This is a genomic window from Acidaminobacter sp. JC074 (genome assembly GCF_022496765.1).
GTDB lineage: Bacteria > Bacillota > Clostridia > Peptostreptococcales > Acidaminobacteraceae > JABXKX01.
The window spans coordinates 56,267-77,169 of sequence record NZ_VANV01000001.1 but is presented as its reverse complement, the minus strand read 5'-3'; the positions used below and the strand labels follow the sequence as shown (position 1 = coordinate 77,169).

Genomic DNA, 20,903 nt, shown 5'->3' with positions numbered 1-20,903 from the left:
GTTTTCTCCTATTCGATGTTTCCGATTACATTTTCAACAAACCACATCATGCCTAGCATGTCGCCGTCGTTCATTTTTTCACCTTCAGCGATAACAACTTCACCAGCTTGGTTCTTGATAGGACCTTCAAATACGAATAATGAACCGTCTAAAATAGCAGCTTTAGCTTCGTCTGTAGCAGCTTTTGCATCAGCAGGTGCTAAGTCTGTTAATTCAGCTAATTGAACAATGTCAGCTTCCATACCAGCCCAGTAAGCATGGCTTTCAAATGTACCAGCTTGAACAGCTTTTACTTGATCGATGTAGTAAGGTGCCCAGTTCCAGATTGGAGCAGTCATATATGCATTTGGAGCAGTTTCTTTCATATCTGTGTTGTAACCGATAGAGAAAGCACCAGCTTCTTCAGCAGCTTGCTGAGGACCAGCTGTATCTTGATGTTGAGCGATGATGTCTACACCCTTGTCTAAAAGAGCAACAGCAGCTTCTTTTTCTTTAGCAGGATCATACCAAGTAGATGTCCAAACAACTTCTACAGTAGCATCTGGATTAACAGATTGAACACCTAGTGCAAATGCGTTGATACCTCTAATAACTTCTGGGATTGGGAATGCAGCAACATAACCAATTTTATTTGATTCAGTTTTTTGACCAGCTACGATACCTGATAAGTAACGTGCTTCGTACATTCTACCGAAATAGTTTGCCATATTGTCAGTTTGCTTATAACCTGAACAGTGGAAGAAAGCAACTTCTGGGAACTCTGCAGACATTTTTTCTACATAATCCATGTAACCAAAGCTTGTAGCAAAGATAACTTTTGCACCTTGGTCAATCATTGTTCTGATTTCGTTTTCAACTTCTTGAGTTTCAGGTACTGATTCTTTATAAAGTGTCTTAACACCTAATTCTTTTTCTAATGCTAAACGACCTTGGTCGTGTGCGTAAGTCCAACCACCGTCACCGATAGGGCCAACATAGATGAAACCTACTACAAATTCATCACTTGATGATTCGCATCCTACGAAAGCAGATAATGCTAAAGAGATGCACATTAATAAAATCAATAATTTCTTCATTTTTTCCTCCTAAATAATAAACTACGCTTGAAATGTGATGTGGCCATCTGTGAATCTATTAACTTTTGCCAATGATTCTAGATGTACACCCTTGTCCCTTAAGACTTGTCCACCTTCTTGGAAGGACTTTTCAATTACGATACCAACACCAGCGAGTTCAGCGCCAGCTTGTTCTACTAGATCCATAAGACCTAGAGCCGCACGGCCATTTGCTAAAAAGTCATCTAATATAAGAATGTGATCTTGTTCGTTTAGATATCTTTTAGAAACACGTACATCGTAATTTTTTTGTTTTGTAAAAGAATAAACCTCAGTCTTGTAAGTTTCGTTGTCTAAGTTCTTAGAGGCAACTTTTTTTGCAAAAACAACTGGTACATTGAAATGCAAAGCTGCAACAGCCGCAATACCAATGCCAGATGCTTCTATGGTAAGAATCTTTGTTACTTTCTTTTCTTTAAATAATCTCTTGAACTCAGCACCTATTTCATATAGTAGGTTTGCATCCAATTGATGATTTAGAAAAGAATCAACTTTAAGAATTTCTTCACCTGAAACTCTGCCTTCTTTTAAAATCTTTTCTTTAAGTAACTCCATAAAAATCTCCTAGATTATCTATCTAATAAAAAAACTCTGCACCAGCAGAGTTCATACACAAAAAGATAGAAAAATCCTTTTCTTAAGTGAACTCGTAGCCTGTAACTATTTACGGTAGTTTGTAGAAACGAATGACCCATATTGTCAAACTTATACGAATGTTTATTAACTTGACTACATTATAGTGTACTTTTTTCTAAAAAACAAGAAAAACATTCGAGTTTTTAAGTGATATCACAACACATTGTGAGAAGTTCATAGGTAATATTGGAATTTTTCCGAACGTTTGTATAAAATCACTATACACTAGCTATTTTTTTAGAGATTTGGTAAGATTTAAGTGGAGGTAATGATATGAAATTAATGTTTGTTTCGGATATACATGGTTCTCTTTACTATGCTAAAAAGGCCATAGAAAAGTTTCAAGAGGAAAAAGCTGACCACTTAATGGTTATTGGAGATGTACTGTATCACGGTCCAAGAAATCCGCTGCCAAAGGATTATAATCCTGCAGAAGTTGCTGAACTCTTAAACGCTTATAAAAATAAGATTGTTGCTGTAAGAGGTAACTGTGATAGTGAAGTCGATCAAATGGTCTTATCTTTTCCAATGATGGGGGACTACCATATCATTGTAAAAGATACTTACAAAATATTTATGACTCATGGTCATTTATACAATAAAAACCAAATGCCAGTCTTAAATGAGGGCGATGCTTTTATCCATGGCCATTTTCATTTGCCGATGGCAGAAAAACTGGGTGAAGTTTATTATTTAAATCCAGGTTCTATTACTTTGCCAAAGGAAAACAATCCCAATTCTTATGCGGTTTTAGAGGGGGATCACTATATGGTAAAAGATTTAGAAGGTAACATTATAAAGGAAATTCATTTAAAGTAGTTCATTTGAACTGCTTTTTACTTTCTTTAGGAATAGAATTCAATAATGAAAGTCAGCAACATCTGCTTATTGCAAAGGAGACTCTTTAATTTTAAACAAATAGAAGTAAAACTCTTATTCTTTAGATACTCGAAGTAAATTGTAGTATACTGATGTGGGTGGTAAAAATGAAATATTTAAAATTAAGTAAAGAAGTAAAATTATTTATAACGGTTATCTTTCTCTTCGGACTAACATCCTCAGCCTTTAACGGTTTTCTAGGCATCTACGTAAAAGAAGTAGGCTATAATGAAGCGGTTGTTGGTGGTTTGTTGTCACTGAGAAGGTTTTCTGTTGCAGGTTCTGCCATTGTAATGGCTCTTGTGGCCAGTCGGTTTGGAAGAAGAAATGCCTTAGCATTTGGACTAACGACCATAGGTCTTTCAGCCATTTTGATGGTTTCAACTAAAAATATATGGTTGATGCGATTCTTTTGTATCACATCAGGCATCGGTCAATCGACACTGATGACCTTTGAAGCACCTTTTCTGTTTTCAAAGACCAATGAGGAAACAAGGATGCATGCCTTTAGTGCAAGTTTTTCAGCTAGAAATGCAGCTTTTATGACAGGTTCTTTAATAACAGGTCTTTTGGCAGATGTCTTTGGTACCATTTTTTTAGCCGATTATTTAGGTGTTAGATATGCCTTGTATATTGTGAGTTTGTCATCACTAATCGCTTTGATACCCCTGTACTTGATAAAAGGGGAGAAAACAAGGAATGAACAGAAAATAGAGTTTTCGAAGATTAAAGAAGTTTATTCTATCAAGCTTGTTAAAATGCTTTCCTATACCATGATCATAGGATTTGGAGCCGGGATGATAGTACCCTTCTTTGGCATCTACTTAAAGTATATGCTTGATTTAAGTGATTCAGGTGTAGGTTCAATACTTGCTATAGCCCAATTGGGTACGGTACTTGGTGGCTTGACTGTTCCTTATTTAATGGGGCGTTTCGGCAGGTATCAACTGGTGACTATTTTACAGATGGGTTCTATACCTTTTCTAATACTTATAGGTGTACCTATGAACATTGTACTTGTTTCCTTGGCGTTTTTCTTTAGGTCGTCACTCATGAACATGGCTCAGCCGATATTACAAAACTTATACATGGAACTGGCAGATGATACTTACAGGCCTTTAGTCAGTTCCTTAAGATCAACTACCAATAACCTAGCCAGAGCCTTTGGTATACTCCTGGGTGGCTTTATGATGGAACACATCTCTTACTCATCACCATATGCTGTTACCATACTGTGTTATTTAGTAGGTACCATCTTATTTAGGAACATCTTTAAGAAGGAAAAACTGAAAGAAAAAGAACTATTGATATCAGGTTAATGGCCTGATATTTTGTTAGATATAACTTTATGATATACTTTATGTGGAGGTATTTATGAAGGATATTGAAGAAGTAATAGATAGATTAGAGGGAGCCGATAAAGTATTTAATCTCTTGTTTCCAGGTGAAAAACTCATACTTTATTTAGCTGGTGGATTAGCGTGTTTGTTTACTGATGCCTCTGTCCGTCCTACTATGGATTTTGATTTTATTGAAACTGATTTTAACACAAAGTACATTAGAGCTTTAAATATTTTGGGTGATTATGATTTAGTAGATACATCGATATCTGCTATTGCCAAAGATTATGAAAATAGGGCAAAAGTGATTTTTTCTGGTATGGGATTAAAGGTATTCTCATTATCAGCTGAAGACATCATTGTCATGAAACTTAACAGATATTCTAATATTGATAAAGAAGATATAAAAAAACTTTTAGGCGTATCTGATAAAGACTTATTAGATGCTTTATTACTTGAAGCGACTGAACATTTAACAAACCCCTATTCTAAATCGATGTACTTAGAAAATGTTTCTAAATTTAGAAAAGAGGTCTTACATGTACAGTAGATTCAGTAAAGCAGTTTCGAATGCTAGAGATTACTTTGGAAATTCATCAAGAGGTAAAACGATTACCTATTTGGATTTTTTGACTGATATAAACAAATATAGAGAGGCTGATATAAATGAACATCAAATGATAAGTGAGATATTGTATGAGATCAAATCTATTGATTCAAATCAAAATGGATATCATAGATTTGCTTATTTTTCAGATATACTAGAGTTTATGGGATTTATTCCAGATAAAGAACGATATGATGTAAATAAAGATGATAAGGATTTTTTGATTTCTGTTATCAAGCAAATTCTAAATTTTGAGTATCAAAACTGAAGCGAATGCTTCTTTTTTTTATTGACAAGTATACTATAATGGTATAGTATGATTTTGAAGGTAATTCACAGTAAATTACTAGGAATTCAAGGAGGCGCAATGAAAGAAATCATTAATATAAAAAACTTACAGGCATCAGCTGACGGAAAGAGCATTTTAAAGGGCATTGATTTAACCATTAATGAAGGTGAAATACACTTAGTAATGGGTCCGAATGGTGCAGGTAAATCCACTTTAGCAAATGTACTAATGGGACATCCATCTTATGAGGTAGATGGTGGTGAGGTTGCTTTCTTCGGCAAAGACTTATTGGATATGAAGGTAGATGAACGAGCTAAATCGGGTCTGTTTTTATCATTCCAATATCCAGAAGAGGTACCAGGCATCACAGTAGAAAACTTTTTAAAAACAAGCATCAAGGAAAAAACAGGCTTTTTACCTATGATGACTAGATTTAGAAAAGACGCTCATGCAGTAATGGATAAGTTAGATATGAAACATGAGTATCTTCAAAGATACTTAAACCAAGGTTTTTCTGGTGGTGAAAAGAAGAAGAATGAAATACTTCAAATGGCTATGTTGAAACCGAAGCTTGCGATCTTAGATGAAACTGATTCAGGTTTGGATATAGATGCCATTCGTTCTGTATATGAAAATCTTAAGGATTTGGTATCTGAAAACAATTCAATGCTTATTATCACACATTACAACAAGATTCTAGAGTACATTCAACCAGATTTTGTACATGTACTAGTAGATGGCAAGATTGTCAAAAGTGGTACTGTAGATATCGCCAATGAAATTGATGACAATGGATTCTTACAATACAAATAAGGAGATGCTATGGCTAAAAAAACACAAGTATCAGATATAGACCGTGGTATCTACGATATTGTCAATGAAGAACGTCATGTCTATAGGTCTGATAAAGGACTCAGTGAAGCAATCATAAGAGAGATTTCAAAAGAGAAAAATGAACCAGATTGGATGTTAGAAAAGAGATTACATGCTCTAAAAATATACAAGTCAAAACCTGTGCCTATGTGGGGGGCTGATTTATCAGATTTAGATGTAGAAAACATCGTTCACTATGTTAAGCCTGATGTAGAACAACAGCATTCATGGGATGAAGTACCTGATGATATCAAGGAAACATTTGAAAGACTAGGTATTCCAGAAGCAGAAAGAAAATCATTGTCAGGTGTGGGCGCTCAATATGACTCAGAAGTTGTTTACCATTCGATTAAACAGGAACTGATCGATCAAGGCGTTGTTTATACAGATATGGAATCAGCGGTCAAGGAATATCCTGACATTGTAAAAGAGTACTTTATGACTCTTATAAGACCTCAAGACCATAAGTTTGCAGCCTTACATGGTGCTGTATGGTCAGGTGGCTCATTTGTTTATGTACCAGAAGGCGTTGAGGTAGACTTTCCACTGCAATCTTATTTTAGATTGAATGCTAAAGGTGCTGGTCAGTTTGAGCACACCATGATTGTTGTAGAAAAGAATGCCAAGCTTCACTTTATAGAAGGTTGTTCTGCACCAAAGTATTCAGTACAGAATCTTCATGCTGGTGCCGTTGAACTTTTTGTAAAAGAAGGTGCTGAACTTAGATATTCAACCATAGAAAACTGGTCGAGAAATATGTATAACTTAAATACTAAAAGAGCAGTGGTGGATGCACATGGAAAGATTGAATGGGTGTCAGGCTCATTTGGTTCAAAGGTTTCTATGCTTTATCCAATGAGCATCTTAAGAGGTGAACATGCAAGAAGTGAATTTACAGGCATCACCTTTGCAGCCGAAGGTCAGTATTTAGATACAGGTACTAAAGTTGTTCATGCTGCACCTTATACAACTTCTATTGTCAACTCAAAATCGATTTCAAAAGGTGGCGGGCATGCTTTCTATAGAGGCTTGTTAAAGGCTTCAAAGAATGCCCATCATTCCAAATCAACGGTCAATTGTGAATCTTTGATTTTAGATAATAAGTCAGTATCAGACACCTTGCCGATTATAGAAGTCGCTAATTCCAATATCGATATTGGCCATGAGGCTAAAATTGGTAGGATTTCAGATGATGCCATTTTCTATTTGATGTCTAGGGGTATACCGGAAGCAGAAGCCAAGGCCATGATTGTAAGAGGCTTTGTAGAGCCGATTACAAAAGAATTACCGCTAGAATACGCAGTAGAACTGAACAACTTAATCACATTAGAACTTGAAGGTGTAGTCGGATAGGAGGGCATATGACTTTAAAAGAAGTAGGCATAGATTTTAAAAGAGTTCCTTTGCCAGAGTATGTAGCAAGTATCGACGCAGAAACCTACACACCTGAAATTATTAAAGGACAAAAGAACGTTATACACGATATAAAAAAGGTCATCAAACACCAAAGAGACTTTAGAAAAGCCTTGGGTAATGACTATGAAAGCTTTGTTAAATACAAAGCTGGAACAAAGCTAAACATTCATATAAAAGGTGATGATGATTTTGTTTGGTTAAACTATAAAGACCACGCGCATATTGTTGAAGAAAATCATATTCACGTAGAAGCTTATAAAAAAGGTACTGTGGTTATGGTTTATGAAAATGAAAAAGATTTCGTACACCACGGACTGACCAGAATTGTTGTAGAAGAAGGCGGGACTTTAAATCTAATCAAGATTCAAAATACCCATTTAGAATCACAGTTTGTAGACCATGTTCTTACAGAGGTTCATGACAGAGGGACCTTTAAGGCAGTAGATTTACAAATTGGCTCTAAAAATATGATCATCAACTATGACACCAATCTTCTTGGTTATCAAAGTGAATGTGACTATAAGTCCATGTATATGGCTGCTGATGATAGAGGCTTAGACTTATCCTTTACTGCCAATCATATTGGTAAGAAGTCACAGTCGGATATCCTGGGTAAGGGTGTGCTTAATGGTAAGTCAAAAAAGGTTTTCAGAGGCACACTTCACTTTGAAAGAGGCGCTGTGGGTTCTGCAGGTAAAGAAGAAGAATTTGTACTTTTATTAAGTGATGATGTAAAAGCTGATTCTATACCAGCCCTCATGTGTACAGAAGATGATGTTATCGGAGAACACGGTGCAAGTATTGGTCAATTAGATGAAGACCGCTTATTTTACTTGATGTCTAGAGGTTTATCTGAGCATCAAGCCAAACTATTAGTAATCCAGTCAAGCTTTAAAGAAATCATAGAAGAGATTTCAGATGAAGATACAAAGATACTTGCTAATGAGATTGTAGATAGGAGCATTGAACATGTTATATAAAAAGGATTTTGAGATATTTAACAACCATCCAGATTTAATATACTTAGACAATGCTGCCACATCTCAAAAGCCAAACCAAGTCATTGATGCCATTTCTGATTACTATAAATCTGGAAATGGCAGCCCTCATAGAGGTGCTCATCACTTAAGTGTTGTATCCACTCAGATTTACAATGAAGGTAGAAGGGCAGTAAGAGACTTTATTCACGCTTCTAGAGATGAGGAAATCATCTTTACAAGAAATGCAACAGAAGCTCTAAACCTAATAGCATACGCTTATGTAAAAGACCACTTAAAAGAAGATCATAATATTGTTCTTTCTATTACCAATCACCATTCTAACATCATACCTTTCCAGAGACTTTGTCATCAGGTAGGTGCTGAGCTTAGGTATCTCTACTGTGATGAAAATGGTCATATATTAGAAGACCAGTATGAAAAGATTGATGAAAATACTTTTCTAGTATCTATACCTATGATTTCAAATGGTATTGGTGTTAAACATGATGTAAAAAGTGTCTTTGATCGAGCCGATATGTTTGGTGTTCTAAAACTTTTAGATGCTGCTCAGGCTGTTGGTCATGAACACGTAGATGTGAAAGAATTAAATGCTGACCTTTTAGTATTTTCAGGACACAAGATGTTTGCGCCACAAGGTATAGGCGTCCTTTATGGTAAGTTTGATCTTCTTAATAAGTTTCAACCATTTTTATCAGGTGGTGACATGATTGAATATGTAGAAGAACAGACAACGACTTATGCTGATTTACCTGAAAGACTAGAAGCGGGTACTCAGAATGTTGAAGGTGTACTTGGTTTAAAGAAAGCCATTGATTATATCAATGATCTTGGACTTGATAGAATCAACAAACATGAAGCCTTAATTACAAGTTATGCATATGAGACTTTAAAAGCTTTAGATTATATTGAAGTTTATGGTGATGATAAGAGAGGTTCTCTAGTGACCTTTAATGTAAAAGAGGTTCATCCACATGATGTGGCCTCTATACTTGATAGCCATCATGTGGCCATAAGAGCAGGCCATCATTGTTGTCAGCCATTAATGAAATATTTAAACCATCCATCAACGTGTCGTGCATCCTTTTCTTTGTTCAATACAAAAGAAGATGTTGATAAGTTGGTCATGGCCTTAGAAGCTGTAAAGGAGGTCTTTTATGAATAGTATTTACAGTGAATTAATTTTAGAACATAACAAGAGTAAACACAATCATAGAAATCTAGAAAATCCAGATGCAGTGGAACGTGGTCATAACCCAAATTGTGGCGATGATTTAACGCTTCAAATAAAGGTGAAAGATGGTTATATTGAAGATGCTGCTTTTCTTGGTTCTGGTTGCGCTATAAGTCAAGCTTCTATGTCTATTATGATTGATATGGTCAAAGGGATGAAGCTTGAAGAAGCTAAAGTTCGAGCGGAAAAGTTCTTTGAAATGATCAGAGGACAAGAACTGTCGGATGAAGACTTGGAACTTCTAGAAGATGCAGTTGCTTTTGAGAGTTTAAGTAAAATGCCGGCAAGAGCCAAATGTGGCACACTTGGCTGGCACTGTTTAGATGAAAGTATCAATAGGGTGATATAAAAGGACCGGAAGGTCCTTTTAAAGTGCTTATATATTTGAAATGATATCTGCTTTAGAAAGTCTAGATTTAGGTAGGTCCTTATTAAAATCTGATTCATCAGCATAACCAAGTGCAACAACAATTGATGATGAGAAACCTTTTTCTCTTAGGCCAAGTTCTTGATCTAGAAGTTTCATATCAAGTCCTTCCATTGGTAGAGCATCAATCTTCATTTGAGCCAGACCTAATAAGAAGTTGCCAAGGTTTAAGTAAACTTGTTTTTCAGCCCAGTGTTGAAGGTCTTTGTAATCATACTTATGCATATCGACAAAGATTTTTCTGGCATTGTGATAGTCTTTTCTAAACTGAGGATCGGCATATCGACCATCTTCAGCTTCTTTATCAAGCACCTTGTACAAGTGGTCATCTGTGATCTCTGTTTTAGCAGAAAAGACGACAACAGCCGATGCGTCTAAAACCTTTTGTTTGTTAAAGATGTAAAAGCCTTCTGCTGCCTTAGCAATTCTTTCTTTACCTTGATCACTTGTTGCAATTGTAAAGTGCCATGGTTGTACATTTGTAGATGAAGGGGACAACTGAAGCAGGTTCTCAATTGTTTTTTGATCTTCATCTGAAATCTTCTTATTAGGATCAAATGCCTTTGTTGAGTATCTTCTTTCTAGTGATTTAATTAAATCCATTTTTAACTCCTTTAGTATATGTGAATAGTTATGGTTTGTCGTCTTATAGCTTCATTATAGGCACTAGGTGTTTTCTTAACAAGAATGCACTTTTTAGATATTAACGAACATAAATGTATGTAAAGGTGACTTCCTAATCATAAGTGGATACAGAAACTGGTAATCTCTTGGGCATAAGTGTAATAGATTGTAGTGAAATTCAAGAAAAGGATTTAAAAGCTACTCAAAAAATATTTCACATAAAAAAAATAATGTGCTATACTGTCCTAAATGGGGAAAGGATTCGAGCCGGCACCTATGTGAATATGAACAATTCTATATTTAGTGTGATTTATAGATTTAGGCTAGAGATTACCTGAAACATTACCGTAAGGTTTGTTTCAGGTTTTTTTGTTTTTGAGGGGTCAATATGAAAGTTAATTGTTTTAAAAGAGTATTATCATGTGTGTTAATTATGACTTGTTTACTAACAAGCATACCCGTATGGGCGGTAGAAGATGAAGAGGCAATGCCATATGAGAAAATTTATGTGGAGGATGATCCTACTAATCAGGCCTTATTGGATTCAGTTGAGCTTCCTGATTTTATAGACTTACCCTACAGGTATAGTCAGGTAACCTTGGTACTTGAGACCAATAAAGATGTGACTTATCGCTATAAAATGGCAAATGAAGATACATATCAAGCGACTTCAGATAAACTCGTTATAGTGGATATGCCAACAGCAGGGGTCTATAAAATCCATGTAGAAAGTAAAAGTAAAGATGAAGTGGCAAAAAATTATTTAATTCATTTAGAGCGAAATGCACCTTCGAGTGATGCTACTTTAAACGCTGTGTCTATTAGTGTGGATGGATTACATACAGAAACCAATCCAATGTACTCAAAAGATGTTGAGGGGATCTACAGAATGGATGTTAGAAACTCAGTAGCATTTGTTGACATTGCTGCAAGACCTTCTGTAAACTCAAGCTTTGCATCGTGTTATCTGGTTGTGAACGATGACTTTAGCAATATGACTGAGTTTAAGTCAAGCGAAGTATTACAATATGATCTGGAAGTTGGTAGGAATAGGTTTAAAATACGTAGTCAAGCAGAAGACGGTACAATAAAAGATTATACTTATGAAATTACTAGGGCGGATATCAATCATGAACCGGTCTTAAATGTTTCATCTCCTGCAAACGACAGGAGCATAGAAAAGGGCCATAATTATGGCTTCTCTTTAGAAGGTACCTTAGAAGATGAAGATGGTGATAACACCACGGTAAGGGCTAGTATTGGAGGTGTTTCAGGAAATGTATGGAGAAATCCTAATGATAGAAGCCAGTTTTCACTTGATTGGGGCGTAGATGATCTAACACCAGGCACTTACCAAGGCATCGATATAGAATACTCTGATGGCCAAGTTAATAAAACATGGAAATGGCCATATACTTTGGTTATTACACCGGCGCCTGGTAACAGTTTACCGGTACTTGATATTCAATCACCTACAAGTGATGTGACTTTGACTGATAAGTTCGTCTTATCAGGGCAAGTAAAAGACGATAACACAGAAGATGTTACTGTTATGGCCGTTATCAATAATGTGCCTAAGTCTGTCAGGTTATTGGCTACGCCAGAGGGCAAACCCTTTGAGCTGGAATGGTCCATTGAGGAAATACACAATGGTACTTATGAAAATATACGAATAGGCGCTTTTGATAAACTGGATTCAAATCAAGTGATAAATGGCACGTGGAATCATACTTTGACTGTTAATGACAGTCAAAACTTAAACAGACAGCCTATTGTAAGTTTTGATCCATCTTGTCTATATCATACTAGCGGCTCTTATGGAACTTTTGAAGTATCAGGAACTGTACAAGATCCAGATTTAGATTCTGTAATTGTTAATGCAACAATAGGAGGTAATACTCAAAGTGCAACAGTGGATACAAAGGAAAACTCGTCTTGGACTTTGGCTTGGAAATTAAATGAGCTAATACCTGAGACTTACACCGATATTCCAATTAACATAACAGATGGCACCAATACAAGTCAACTTATTTGGAACAAAAGATTGGTTGTAGAGCCTTTTGTAGATCAGGCGCCTTACTTTGAGGCTGTAACACCTTTAGATAATGTTGAATTAAATGAAGGTACTTTTATGATTACAGCAGATATTAGAGACCGAGAATGTGATGAGTTGACTCTAAGTGCACTTATAAATGGGGTTGAGGCAAAAGTTGTAAAAAAATCCAATCCACATTATAACCTTTTTAGATTAGAATGGGATATCTCTGAGATTTCAAATGGTGACTATTCCGACATAGAACTGATAGCTGTGGATGAGAAGAACAATAAGACTATTACAACAATTTGGTCACATACCCTTACCGTTAATAAACCAAATCAGTCACCAAGATTGGTTGTCAATCAGCCGCCAGCAAATGTTGACTTTAAGACTGGCACTTTTAGTGTAACAGGTTCTGTTGAAGATCATGAAGGTGACGATGTCCTTGTTAGTGGTACTTTAGGAGGTGTCACAAAGTCTATAACTGTAGAAAAGGCCTTGTCAAGAACAGCTTATACCCTTACATGGGACAGAAGTGACTTTACAGATACAGGTTCATACAATAATGTGACTGTAATTGCTGATGATAAGAAATCGACTTCGGTTAGTGATACAAAGAGCTTTACGTTTAACGTTTTATCAGAGAATGAAAAACCGAGTGGAGAGATCACCAGTCCTCTAGTAGACCTTGTACTAGTAGATGGCAACTTTGTACTTTCTGGTAGGGCAAGTGATTCAGACACCTTGACAGTATCGACATCAATTAATAACGTTTTAAGGACAGATGAGTTAAGGCCTGGCGAAACGGAATGGTCACTTGTTTGGTCTAAAGAAGATTTGAGCAACAAAAACTATGGTCCTATAGAAGTTACCTTAGATGATACAAAAGCGCAGACTGTCCTAACTTGGAACCAGACTCTGATTGTAAATGATTTACCTTCACTTGTGATTTCAGCTCCAAGTCAGGATATAGCACTTACAGCGGGTGTCTTTACTTTGTCAGGTACAGCATTTGATAATGATGAAGATGAAATGACTGTATCTGCTACCATTGATGGTGTTTTAAGAGAAACGAGAATAAGTTCATCTGATGTTCCTTCTGACTGGTCATTAACTTGGAATAAAACAGATTTTCTTCAAGCGGATAAGTCTGTTGAAGTAACTGTTACAGATGTACATGGTTCTAGTAGAACTGAATCATGGGCTTATGAGCTAAAAAAGAATGCCTTGCCATCTATAAACATAAGAACAAGTGGCAATCAAACCCTTACTGAAGGCACCTTCAGCATAGAAGGAAGTATTGATGATCCTGAAGATGAAGAGGTTACAGTTAAGCTTCATATACTAGATCAACCATATACGACGACTGTAGCTTCTGGACAAAGTGATTTTTCATTCAATATTGATTATGCAGATTTAAGAGGTGACCTAGAAGAAGATAAGGTTTACGATGACATAAAAATTACCGCAGAGGATTCAATTGGATTGTCTCAAGTATCTTGGCCATATACTCTGACACTAGCAAATCCTCAGGAAAATAGACTGCCTAATATCACAATTAGCAGTCCGACAGATCATGACTACCTCACAGCTGGTAGCTTTGTTATAGCTGGTTCAGTAAGAGACCTAGATGGTGATGAGGTGACAGTTTCTTGTAGCATTGATGGCCAAGAAAAGACAACAACAATCACCGGTTCTGGAGATTTTACATTTGAGTGGGATAAGTCAACTATTACTCAAAAGGATTATTCTGATATTTCTATTAGGGCCCTTGATAGCCAAGGCGGTCAAAGTACCTATGATTTAGACTATAACCTATATAAGAACGAAAAGCCTGTAGTCACAATTACATCAAATGAGACGGAACTAATTAGTGGTAAGTTAACACTGACAGGAACGGTTTATGATAGAGAAAATGAAACGTTACAAGTGACTGCAAGTGTTGGATCTATAGAGAAATCAGTAAGTGTATCAGAAACAAATTCTAGTCCTACTTGGAGTATAGACTTTACTTATGAAGAATTGCTAGGTGACTTATCTCAGACTCAAAGTTTAGATATAAAAGCCAGTGCAAGGGATTCTGTCATCGTAGGAGATGAAATCATAAGAGAGGATAAACTTACCCTTGTCTATAATACGGCACCTATAATTGAGTTAACTGCACCACTTAAAGATATTGCTACAACTGGGATAAACCTTACACTTAGTGGTCGTGTTACAGATGCAGAAGGCGGTCTTGTAACCATCTCATCAACAATCGGTGATGTAAGTAAAGAAGTAAGCATTATGAATCCAGATGAAAATACTATATGGAGATTGTCCTGGACTTATGATGAACTGCCGCATTCTTTAAATGGACTGATATCAAATATTAAGATTCATGCAAGAGATGCTTATGGTGCTGAGAGCGAAACGACGTGGCCATACTACTTAACCGTTAACAAGCACCCTACATTAGAGGTTACCAGTCCACCTATTGATATGACGATGATTTATGGCAAGTTAATCGTAGAAGGTACGACAACAGATTATGACAATGAGGAAGTCTTTGTCTCTGCAACACTAGATGGAAAACATGGCAAAAATGCGATTGTTTCTAATGAGGGGACAACAAGGACATGGAGATTAGAATGGGATCGTTCTGAGTTATCAGATAGAGGTAAATATCATAATGTTGTCATTAAATACTTTGATATAAATTGTCCAGAAAAGACATACTCATGGCCTATAAAACTTCAAATGAAAGAAAACACACTACCGGTTCTAACATTTGACCAAGTAGACGATTATTACTTGACCAAAGAGAGTGACACTTTTAGATTGAGTGGACGTGTAACAGATGCAGACGGAGGCAGTATAACCGTTAGAGTAATTATTGATGATGAAGAAAGAGACTTAGCAGTTGAAGACGGCATCTGGTCATTTAATTTTAAGAAGTCTGAACTTACTCACAAAACTTATGATGATATAGAGATTTATGCTGATGATAGTCAAGAAGGTACAGCAAGTAAAAAATGGCCTGGTAAACTGATAGTAGATGACAATGTATCACCAGTATTAACGATAACAAGTCCTACAAATCATGATAGCTTGATTCCAGGTGAATTTGTTCTATCTGGTTCTATTACAGATGCAGATAATCAGATTGTAACTGTTTCAGCAGAAATTGATGGCAATAAAGAGAGCATTGATGTCAACACAGCAGAGACAAATGAATGGTCACTAACTTGGGATAAGTCTGACTTGACTCAGAAGGACTATACAATAACTGTTACAGCTGAAGATGAATATAAAGCTTCTGTAAGTAAAACCTGGGCCTACGCACTCAAAGAGAATATTGCGCCAAGTATTGAAATTACATCACCACTTTCTGACCAAGAGCTTTATACAGGAGACTTTGTTTTAAGAGGTATCGTAACAAACCCAGAAGAGGAAGACATCAAAGTTAGTGCGACCATTAATGGACATAAAATGACTGAGACTGTTTTAAATGATTCAGATGGTGTATTTAACCTAACATGGCAAAAGCATATGATAGGTCAAGAAACCATTGATGGTATTGTAATATCAGCTACAGATTCTTCAAAAACTACAACTAAGTTATGGGATTATACCTTAAGAGACATTAACCATATGCCGGATTTAGAGGTAGAAGTTCCTGATGAAGATTTAATACATCATAAAGGACAACTTATTATCAGAGGTAAAGTCAATGATTCAGATGGCGGTAAGATTACAGTAAAAGCTCAAATAGGCACCTACCGTAGTGTTGTTATAGAAGATATTCAAGGTGAAACTGCTTTTGAGCTTATATGGGATAGAAGCGCTCTAGTAGACGGTACTTATAACGATATTGAAGTTATTGCAGAAGATGCAACAGGTGCTCAGGTGAAAGTTGCCTATGTCAATGTCCAGGTACTTGATGATCCTGATAACACCTTGCCAGAGTTAGTAATAACACATCCGACTACTCCTCGAATCATTGAAGGACCAGATGCCTATATTCTAAAAGGAACAGTAAAGGATGTAGATGAGGAAGAGGTTTATGTAAGAGCCTTTATCAAAGGAGTTAAGAAAGAGGTTAAAGTCGAAGCTAACTCGGAGCCAATAGAATGGCAGCTTAAATGGACTAAGAAAGAACTTGATAAACTAGATGTTTCAGGTTTTACAGTTTACGCAGATGATGGTTCAAAAGACCTAACACAAGTTGAACATAACAAACGCTTGCTTGTAAGAAATTCAGCACCAGTTGTTACATTTACATCGCCTACTGATAGGTATGTTTTAAAAGGTGATAAGTTTGTCCTAAAGGGAACAGTACATGATGATGAAGAAAACTGGATGATTCTAAGTGCAAAACTTAAAGGCAGTGATGGTCGTGATGTTGAAAGTATAGCTCATGTAAAGTATGAAAATGGTGTTGGAAATTGGCAACTTGAATGGTTAAAATCTGATTTGATGAATAAAACTTATAACGGTATCGATATTACTTATGATGAAGCACATCACTTTGAACAGAAAATAAGATGGCCATATGAGTTAAAAGTAACAGATGAGACCAATGAAAAACCTGAACTTACCATTGATGAAATAGGATCATATGATCTGATTGAGGGTAGCTTTGAACTGACAGGTAATGTAAGTGATTATGAGAATAATCCAGTAAGTGTATCTACAAGCATTGATGGTAAACAGTTTGACGGTCTTATAGATGGTTCAAGGTGGACTTTGACACTGGATAAGTCTCAACTACCATATGGTGTATTGACAGGTATCGTGGTAACAGCTTCTGATGAGTTTGGTTCAAGCTCTCAAACTTGGCCGGGTAGTCTAACGGTTGTGAATTCGCACCCAGAGATTGTGATTGAGACGAGTGAAGATGCAATCGTTTTAGATGAAGGATCATTTACATTATCAGGTACAATTTCTGATTTAGAAAATGACATCATCACTTTAGAAGCTCAACTTGGTAAATCTTTAAAAAACCTTGAAGTTGATACTAAGAACGAGAATACTTGGTCTATGACTTGGACCAAAGATGAGATTGGACCGATAGAGGCGACAAGTATAGATATCCATGTAAAAATGGACGAGATATTAAAGACCCTTACTTGGGGTGGCACCATTGAAGTCGTCAACAAGAAACCAAGATTTGAAATTAATGTACCGAGTGAAAATCTTATAATGAACGGTGATACTTATATCCTAAAAGGTCGAGTAGAAGACGTAGATAATCAAACCGTTACAATAACAGCTTTAGTAGGTGATCAAAGATTTGATACAAGCGTCAATCAGACTAAGGATGGGGTAGATTGGACCATAGAATGTTTAAGAAGTGATTTGAGCATTGGCATACATCTAATAAGTTTTGAGGTCTCAGACGGTATATCTAGTGAAGTATATGATTCTGGCTACACCATGGATGTTAAAGACAAACCACCTGTATTTAAACTATTTAGCGAGAGTAATCAAACCTTAACAGATGGTAGCTTTACACTTGAGGGAACAATCGAGGATCCTGAAGGCCGCTCGGTAATTATAAAGGCAAGCATAGGAGGTCTAGAAAAAACTTTTACTTCGAAAGTAAATAATTTACGTCAGAACTGGACTTTGACATGGGACTACGAAGATTTAGCTTCTGGTGATTACAGTGATATTGTAGTTTCCGCTGATGATGGCACAAATCTAGTGGATGAAACTTGGTCTCATACATTTTCAATAGCCAATAAAAGACCTACTCTTTCTTTAAATGAAGTTGAAGGAGACTTTGAAATCGTTGATGATAAGTACGTCTTAAAGTCAGGTGTCTTTATTATAAAAGGTCAGGTATCTGATCCTGAAAATGATGAACTCACCATTTCTGCAAGGATTGGTGATCATATAGAGGATGTGAGTATTACTCCTTCTTCTAGAAGCGACTTTGAATTGAGCTTCTCAAAAGATGATTTAGACAATGGGATTTATAGTGATATTGAAGTCATTGTTGATGATAAGAATGGTGAACTTGTCAAGTCGACATGGGCACATACACTACAGGTTAAAGATTTATCATCACCTGAAGTAAGTATCCTTTCGCCATCCGATGACCAGGTAATGACAAGTGGTATCTTCACCATTTCCGGTCAAGTTTCTGATCCTGATGGCGGTAAGGTTAAGTTAGAAGCGACCATTGATGGTCATAAGGCTGAAGTAGAAGTAGAGGATGCAAGCTCATCTCAAAGCTTTAGTCTAACATGGGATGTTGGTGAGCTATCCAGAACAACTTATCAAAATGTTCAAGTTAAAGCTGTAGATGATACGGGAAGAAGCTCATCAGAATTATGGCCACATAAACTGAGAGTAAGAGATTATACGCCACCTAGTGTAAGTTTTGACATCAATGAAGACATCCATTTAACAAAAGGGTCTTTTACCATCAGTGGTTTGGTATCTGACACAGAAAATGATGATGTCAGCCTACAAGTTAGAGTTGGTGATTTGTTTAAAGCTATCCATTTAACAAATACCAAAACTGATAAGACTTGGTCAGCAACTTTTGATAAGAAAGATTTTAATAATGGTGACTATATCATAGAGGTAGATGTAAGTGATGCTAGTGGCAGTCGTGCAGTGGTACCATGGCCTCATAAGTTAAGTGTTGCTGATGATGTTGTCAAGATGAATGCTTTAGATCCAGGTCAGGAAGTTTCTTTTGTTGGTCGTCAGTGGAAGGTCCTAGATCCAACCAGTGGTTTAGCAATTCTAACAGAGAATGTAGGATCGAGACCTTGGTCAACCAAGGGGGAAAGTGATTATTCTAAGAGTGACATAAGAAAGTACTTAAATGAGGTCTTTATTTCTAAAGATGTACTAGACACCTTGTCGTTGCAAACCTGGTCATGGTCAGGTGATACTTCAGATAAGATTGGTCTATTAAGTGGTCAGGAATATGAAACTTATAAAGCTTTATTGACAGGTCCTGAGTTTTCTGGTGACTGGTGGCTACTTGATTCTCAAATGACTTCTGTTTCTAGTGTTACAGAATCCAGTATAAAAAGCATTTACCCAGTTGTTCACTTTGAAACCAATAAGGATGTGGTCAACTCTCTTGTTGAATCCGGTGGCTTTGTAATTGATACTGTATCACCGACAATATCTATTTCTGGTGTTACTGATAATGGGACTTATAGGTCTTCTGTTAGCCCTGTGGTGACTATTTCAGATAATGTATCAAAGTTATCAGAGATGACAATTGATATGCAATTAGATGGGAAAGACTTTGTATCTGGCACAGGTATATCAGAACTTGGTCATCATGTTTTAAGAGTTTACGTAACTGACAAGAATGGCAACTCTAAAGAAGTCACGATTGAGTTTGATATTCTTCAGAAACGTGTTTCAAATACTTCGGATTCATCAGACTCGTCTTCTTCAAGGTCTTCATCTTCAAGGCCAAAAAAGAAACCGAAGAAGGAGTTTGATATGGGGGATGTACTTATTACGGATCACCTTGACTTAAAAAGTGATACAGCCTCTGTAGTCATGAATACAGAACTCTTTAGGAGGTTTGCAACTGATAAGGATGACTTCATGGACAATCCATATGTTGTCATGTTAAACAAAGAGCTCAAGTACTCTGAAACCAAAGAGATACTTAAAAGACTTGATCCATTAAGTGAAGACACCTTAACAGGTATCGGTCATAGGGCCTTTACTTTAGACATGTCACTTTCTAATGGAGATGGCCAGTATCTAGGTCTTGATTACTTTGATGAACCGCTTAAGGTATCTATTGACTTATCTAAAAACTTTGCAGTGAACAAGTCTAACATAGACAAACTGACTGCTATCAGATATGAAAAGGATTACAGTGGTTATTATACGTATGAAAAGCTTGGTGGAGACTACAATGAAAAGGATAAGACCTTTACTTTCTATACCAATCAAGATGGTCTTTTTAACATCATGGTTTCAGATAATCTGACACAGATAGAATTGCAGATAGACAATCTGCTTATTGAAGTGGATGATAAGACTGTGAAGTCTGATGTGGCACCTAGAATCATTAGTGGCCGTACAATTGTTCCAGTCCGCTTTATCGCTGAGCACCTAGATGCAAAAGTTAAATGGTTTGAAAAAGAAAGAAAAGTAACCATTACAAAGGACGGCAGGGTTATGCCGCTATACATTGACAAGACTTTGAGAGGCTACAATATGACGCCAATCATAATAAACTCAAGGACGATGGTGCCATTAAGATATGTCTACGAAGCATTTGGCGCTAAAGTCATGTGGTTTCCTTCTACAAGAAAAATAATGGTTGTGAAGTAATTTAAAGGTGGTTTAGTACCACCTTATCTTTAGGTATATGAGTGATTTTCTTTGTTAAATGCCATCAAATCATGCATATAAAGTGGCCTTTTGGGTATGAGTTATCTGAGAGGTTGA

13 protein-coding genes and 1 riboswitch are annotated in these 20,903 nt (G+C 36.4%); of the genes, 10 read left to right on the top strand and 3 right to left on the bottom strand.

The genetic code is table 11. From position 1 onward, the window contains the following. Window positions 1-8 precede the first annotated feature (8 nt). Both EZV73_RS00345 and EZV73_RS00340 read right to left on the bottom strand, forming a co-directional pair. Window positions 9-1,076: a BMP family ABC transporter substrate-binding protein gene (locus EZV73_RS00345; protein WP_240837224.1), complete on the bottom strand. Its 1,068-nt coding sequence runs from the start codon at window positions 1,074-1,076 to the stop codon at window positions 9-11. A 21-nt stretch (window positions 1,077-1,097) separates the two neighbouring features. Beyond that, on the bottom strand, window positions 1,098-1,670 hold the full coding sequence (locus tag EZV73_RS00340; protein WP_240837222.1) for a xanthine phosphoribosyltransferase: 573 nt from the start codon (window positions 1,668-1,670) through the stop codon (window positions 1,098-1,100). Window positions 1,671-1,745: 75 nt separating this feature from the next. Continuing rightward, window positions 1,746-1,848: riboswitch (purine riboswitch) on the bottom strand. A 176-nt stretch (window positions 1,849-2,024) separates the two neighbouring features. Here EZV73_RS00340 and yfcE point away from each other — a divergent pair. The 9 genes from yfcE to sufU all read left to right on the top strand — a co-directional run bounded on the left by yfcE (window position 2,025) and on the right by sufU (window position 9,736). Next, window positions 2,025-2,570 carry a phosphodiesterase gene (gene yfcE, locus EZV73_RS00335; protein ID WP_240837220.1) on the top strand — a complete coding sequence of 182 codons (546 nt, stop codon included), beginning with the start codon at window positions 2,025-2,027 and terminating at the stop codon, window positions 2,568-2,570. A 167-nt stretch (window positions 2,571-2,737) separates the two neighbouring features. Continuing rightward, window positions 2,738-3,949, top strand: coding sequence for an MFS transporter (locus EZV73_RS00330; protein ID WP_240837218.1), 1,212 nt, complete (start codon window positions 2,738-2,740; stop codon window positions 3,947-3,949). A 55-nt stretch (window positions 3,950-4,004) separates the two neighbouring features. Next, on the top strand, window positions 4,005-4,520 hold the full coding sequence (locus tag EZV73_RS00325; RefSeq protein ID WP_240837216.1) for a DUF6036 family nucleotidyltransferase: 516 nt from the start codon (window positions 4,005-4,007) through the stop codon (window positions 4,518-4,520). Continuing rightward, window positions 4,510-4,845, top strand: a complete 336-nt coding sequence (locus tag EZV73_RS00320) for a hypothetical protein (RefSeq protein ID WP_240837214.1) — start codon at window positions 4,510-4,512, stop codon at window positions 4,843-4,845. The genes EZV73_RS00325 and EZV73_RS00320 overlap by 11 nt, the downstream gene beginning before the upstream one ends. A gap of 99 nt (window positions 4,846-4,944) precedes the next feature. Then, window positions 4,945-5,679 carry a Fe-S cluster assembly ATPase SufC gene (gene sufC / locus EZV73_RS00315; protein ID WP_240837213.1) on the top strand — a complete coding sequence of 245 codons (735 nt, stop codon included), beginning with the start codon at window positions 4,945-4,947 and terminating at the stop codon, window positions 5,677-5,679. Window positions 5,680-5,688: 9 nt separating this feature from the next. Then, window positions 5,689-7,092 carry a Fe-S cluster assembly protein SufB gene (gene sufB, locus EZV73_RS00310; RefSeq protein WP_240837212.1) on the top strand — a complete coding sequence of 468 codons (1,404 nt, stop codon included), beginning with the start codon at window positions 5,689-5,691 and terminating at the stop codon, window positions 7,090-7,092. A gap of 8 nt (window positions 7,093-7,100) precedes the next feature. After that, window positions 7,101-8,135 carry a SufD family Fe-S cluster assembly protein gene (locus EZV73_RS00305; protein WP_240837211.1) on the top strand — a complete coding sequence of 345 codons (1,035 nt, stop codon included), beginning with the start codon at window positions 7,101-7,103 and terminating at the stop codon, window positions 8,133-8,135. After that, window positions 8,125-9,318, top strand: a complete 1,194-nt coding sequence (locus EZV73_RS00300; RefSeq protein ID WP_240837210.1) for a cysteine desulfurase — start codon at window positions 8,125-8,127, stop codon at window positions 9,316-9,318. The genes EZV73_RS00305 and EZV73_RS00300 overlap by 11 nt, the downstream gene beginning before the upstream one ends. Then, window positions 9,311-9,736, top strand: coding sequence for a Fe-S cluster assembly sulfur transfer protein SufU (sufU, locus tag EZV73_RS00295; RefSeq protein ID WP_240837209.1), 426 nt, complete (start codon window positions 9,311-9,313; stop codon window positions 9,734-9,736). The genes EZV73_RS00300 and sufU overlap by 8 nt, the downstream gene beginning before the upstream one ends. A 27-nt stretch (window positions 9,737-9,763) precedes the next feature. Here the strand turns inward: sufU and nfsB are convergent, their stop codons facing one another. Next, window positions 9,764-10,417, bottom strand: a complete 654-nt coding sequence (gene nfsB / locus EZV73_RS00290) for an oxygen-insensitive NAD(P)H nitroreductase (protein ID WP_240837208.1) — start codon at window positions 10,415-10,417, stop codon at window positions 9,764-9,766. Between the two features lie 409 nt (window positions 10,418-10,826). Here nfsB and EZV73_RS00285 point away from each other — a divergent pair, with 409 nt between their 5' ends. Next, window positions 10,827-20,786, top strand: a complete 9,960-nt coding sequence (locus tag EZV73_RS00285; RefSeq protein ID WP_240837206.1) for an Ig-like domain-containing protein — start codon at window positions 10,827-10,829, stop codon at window positions 20,784-20,786. Window positions 20,787-20,903: the final 117 nt, after the last annotated feature.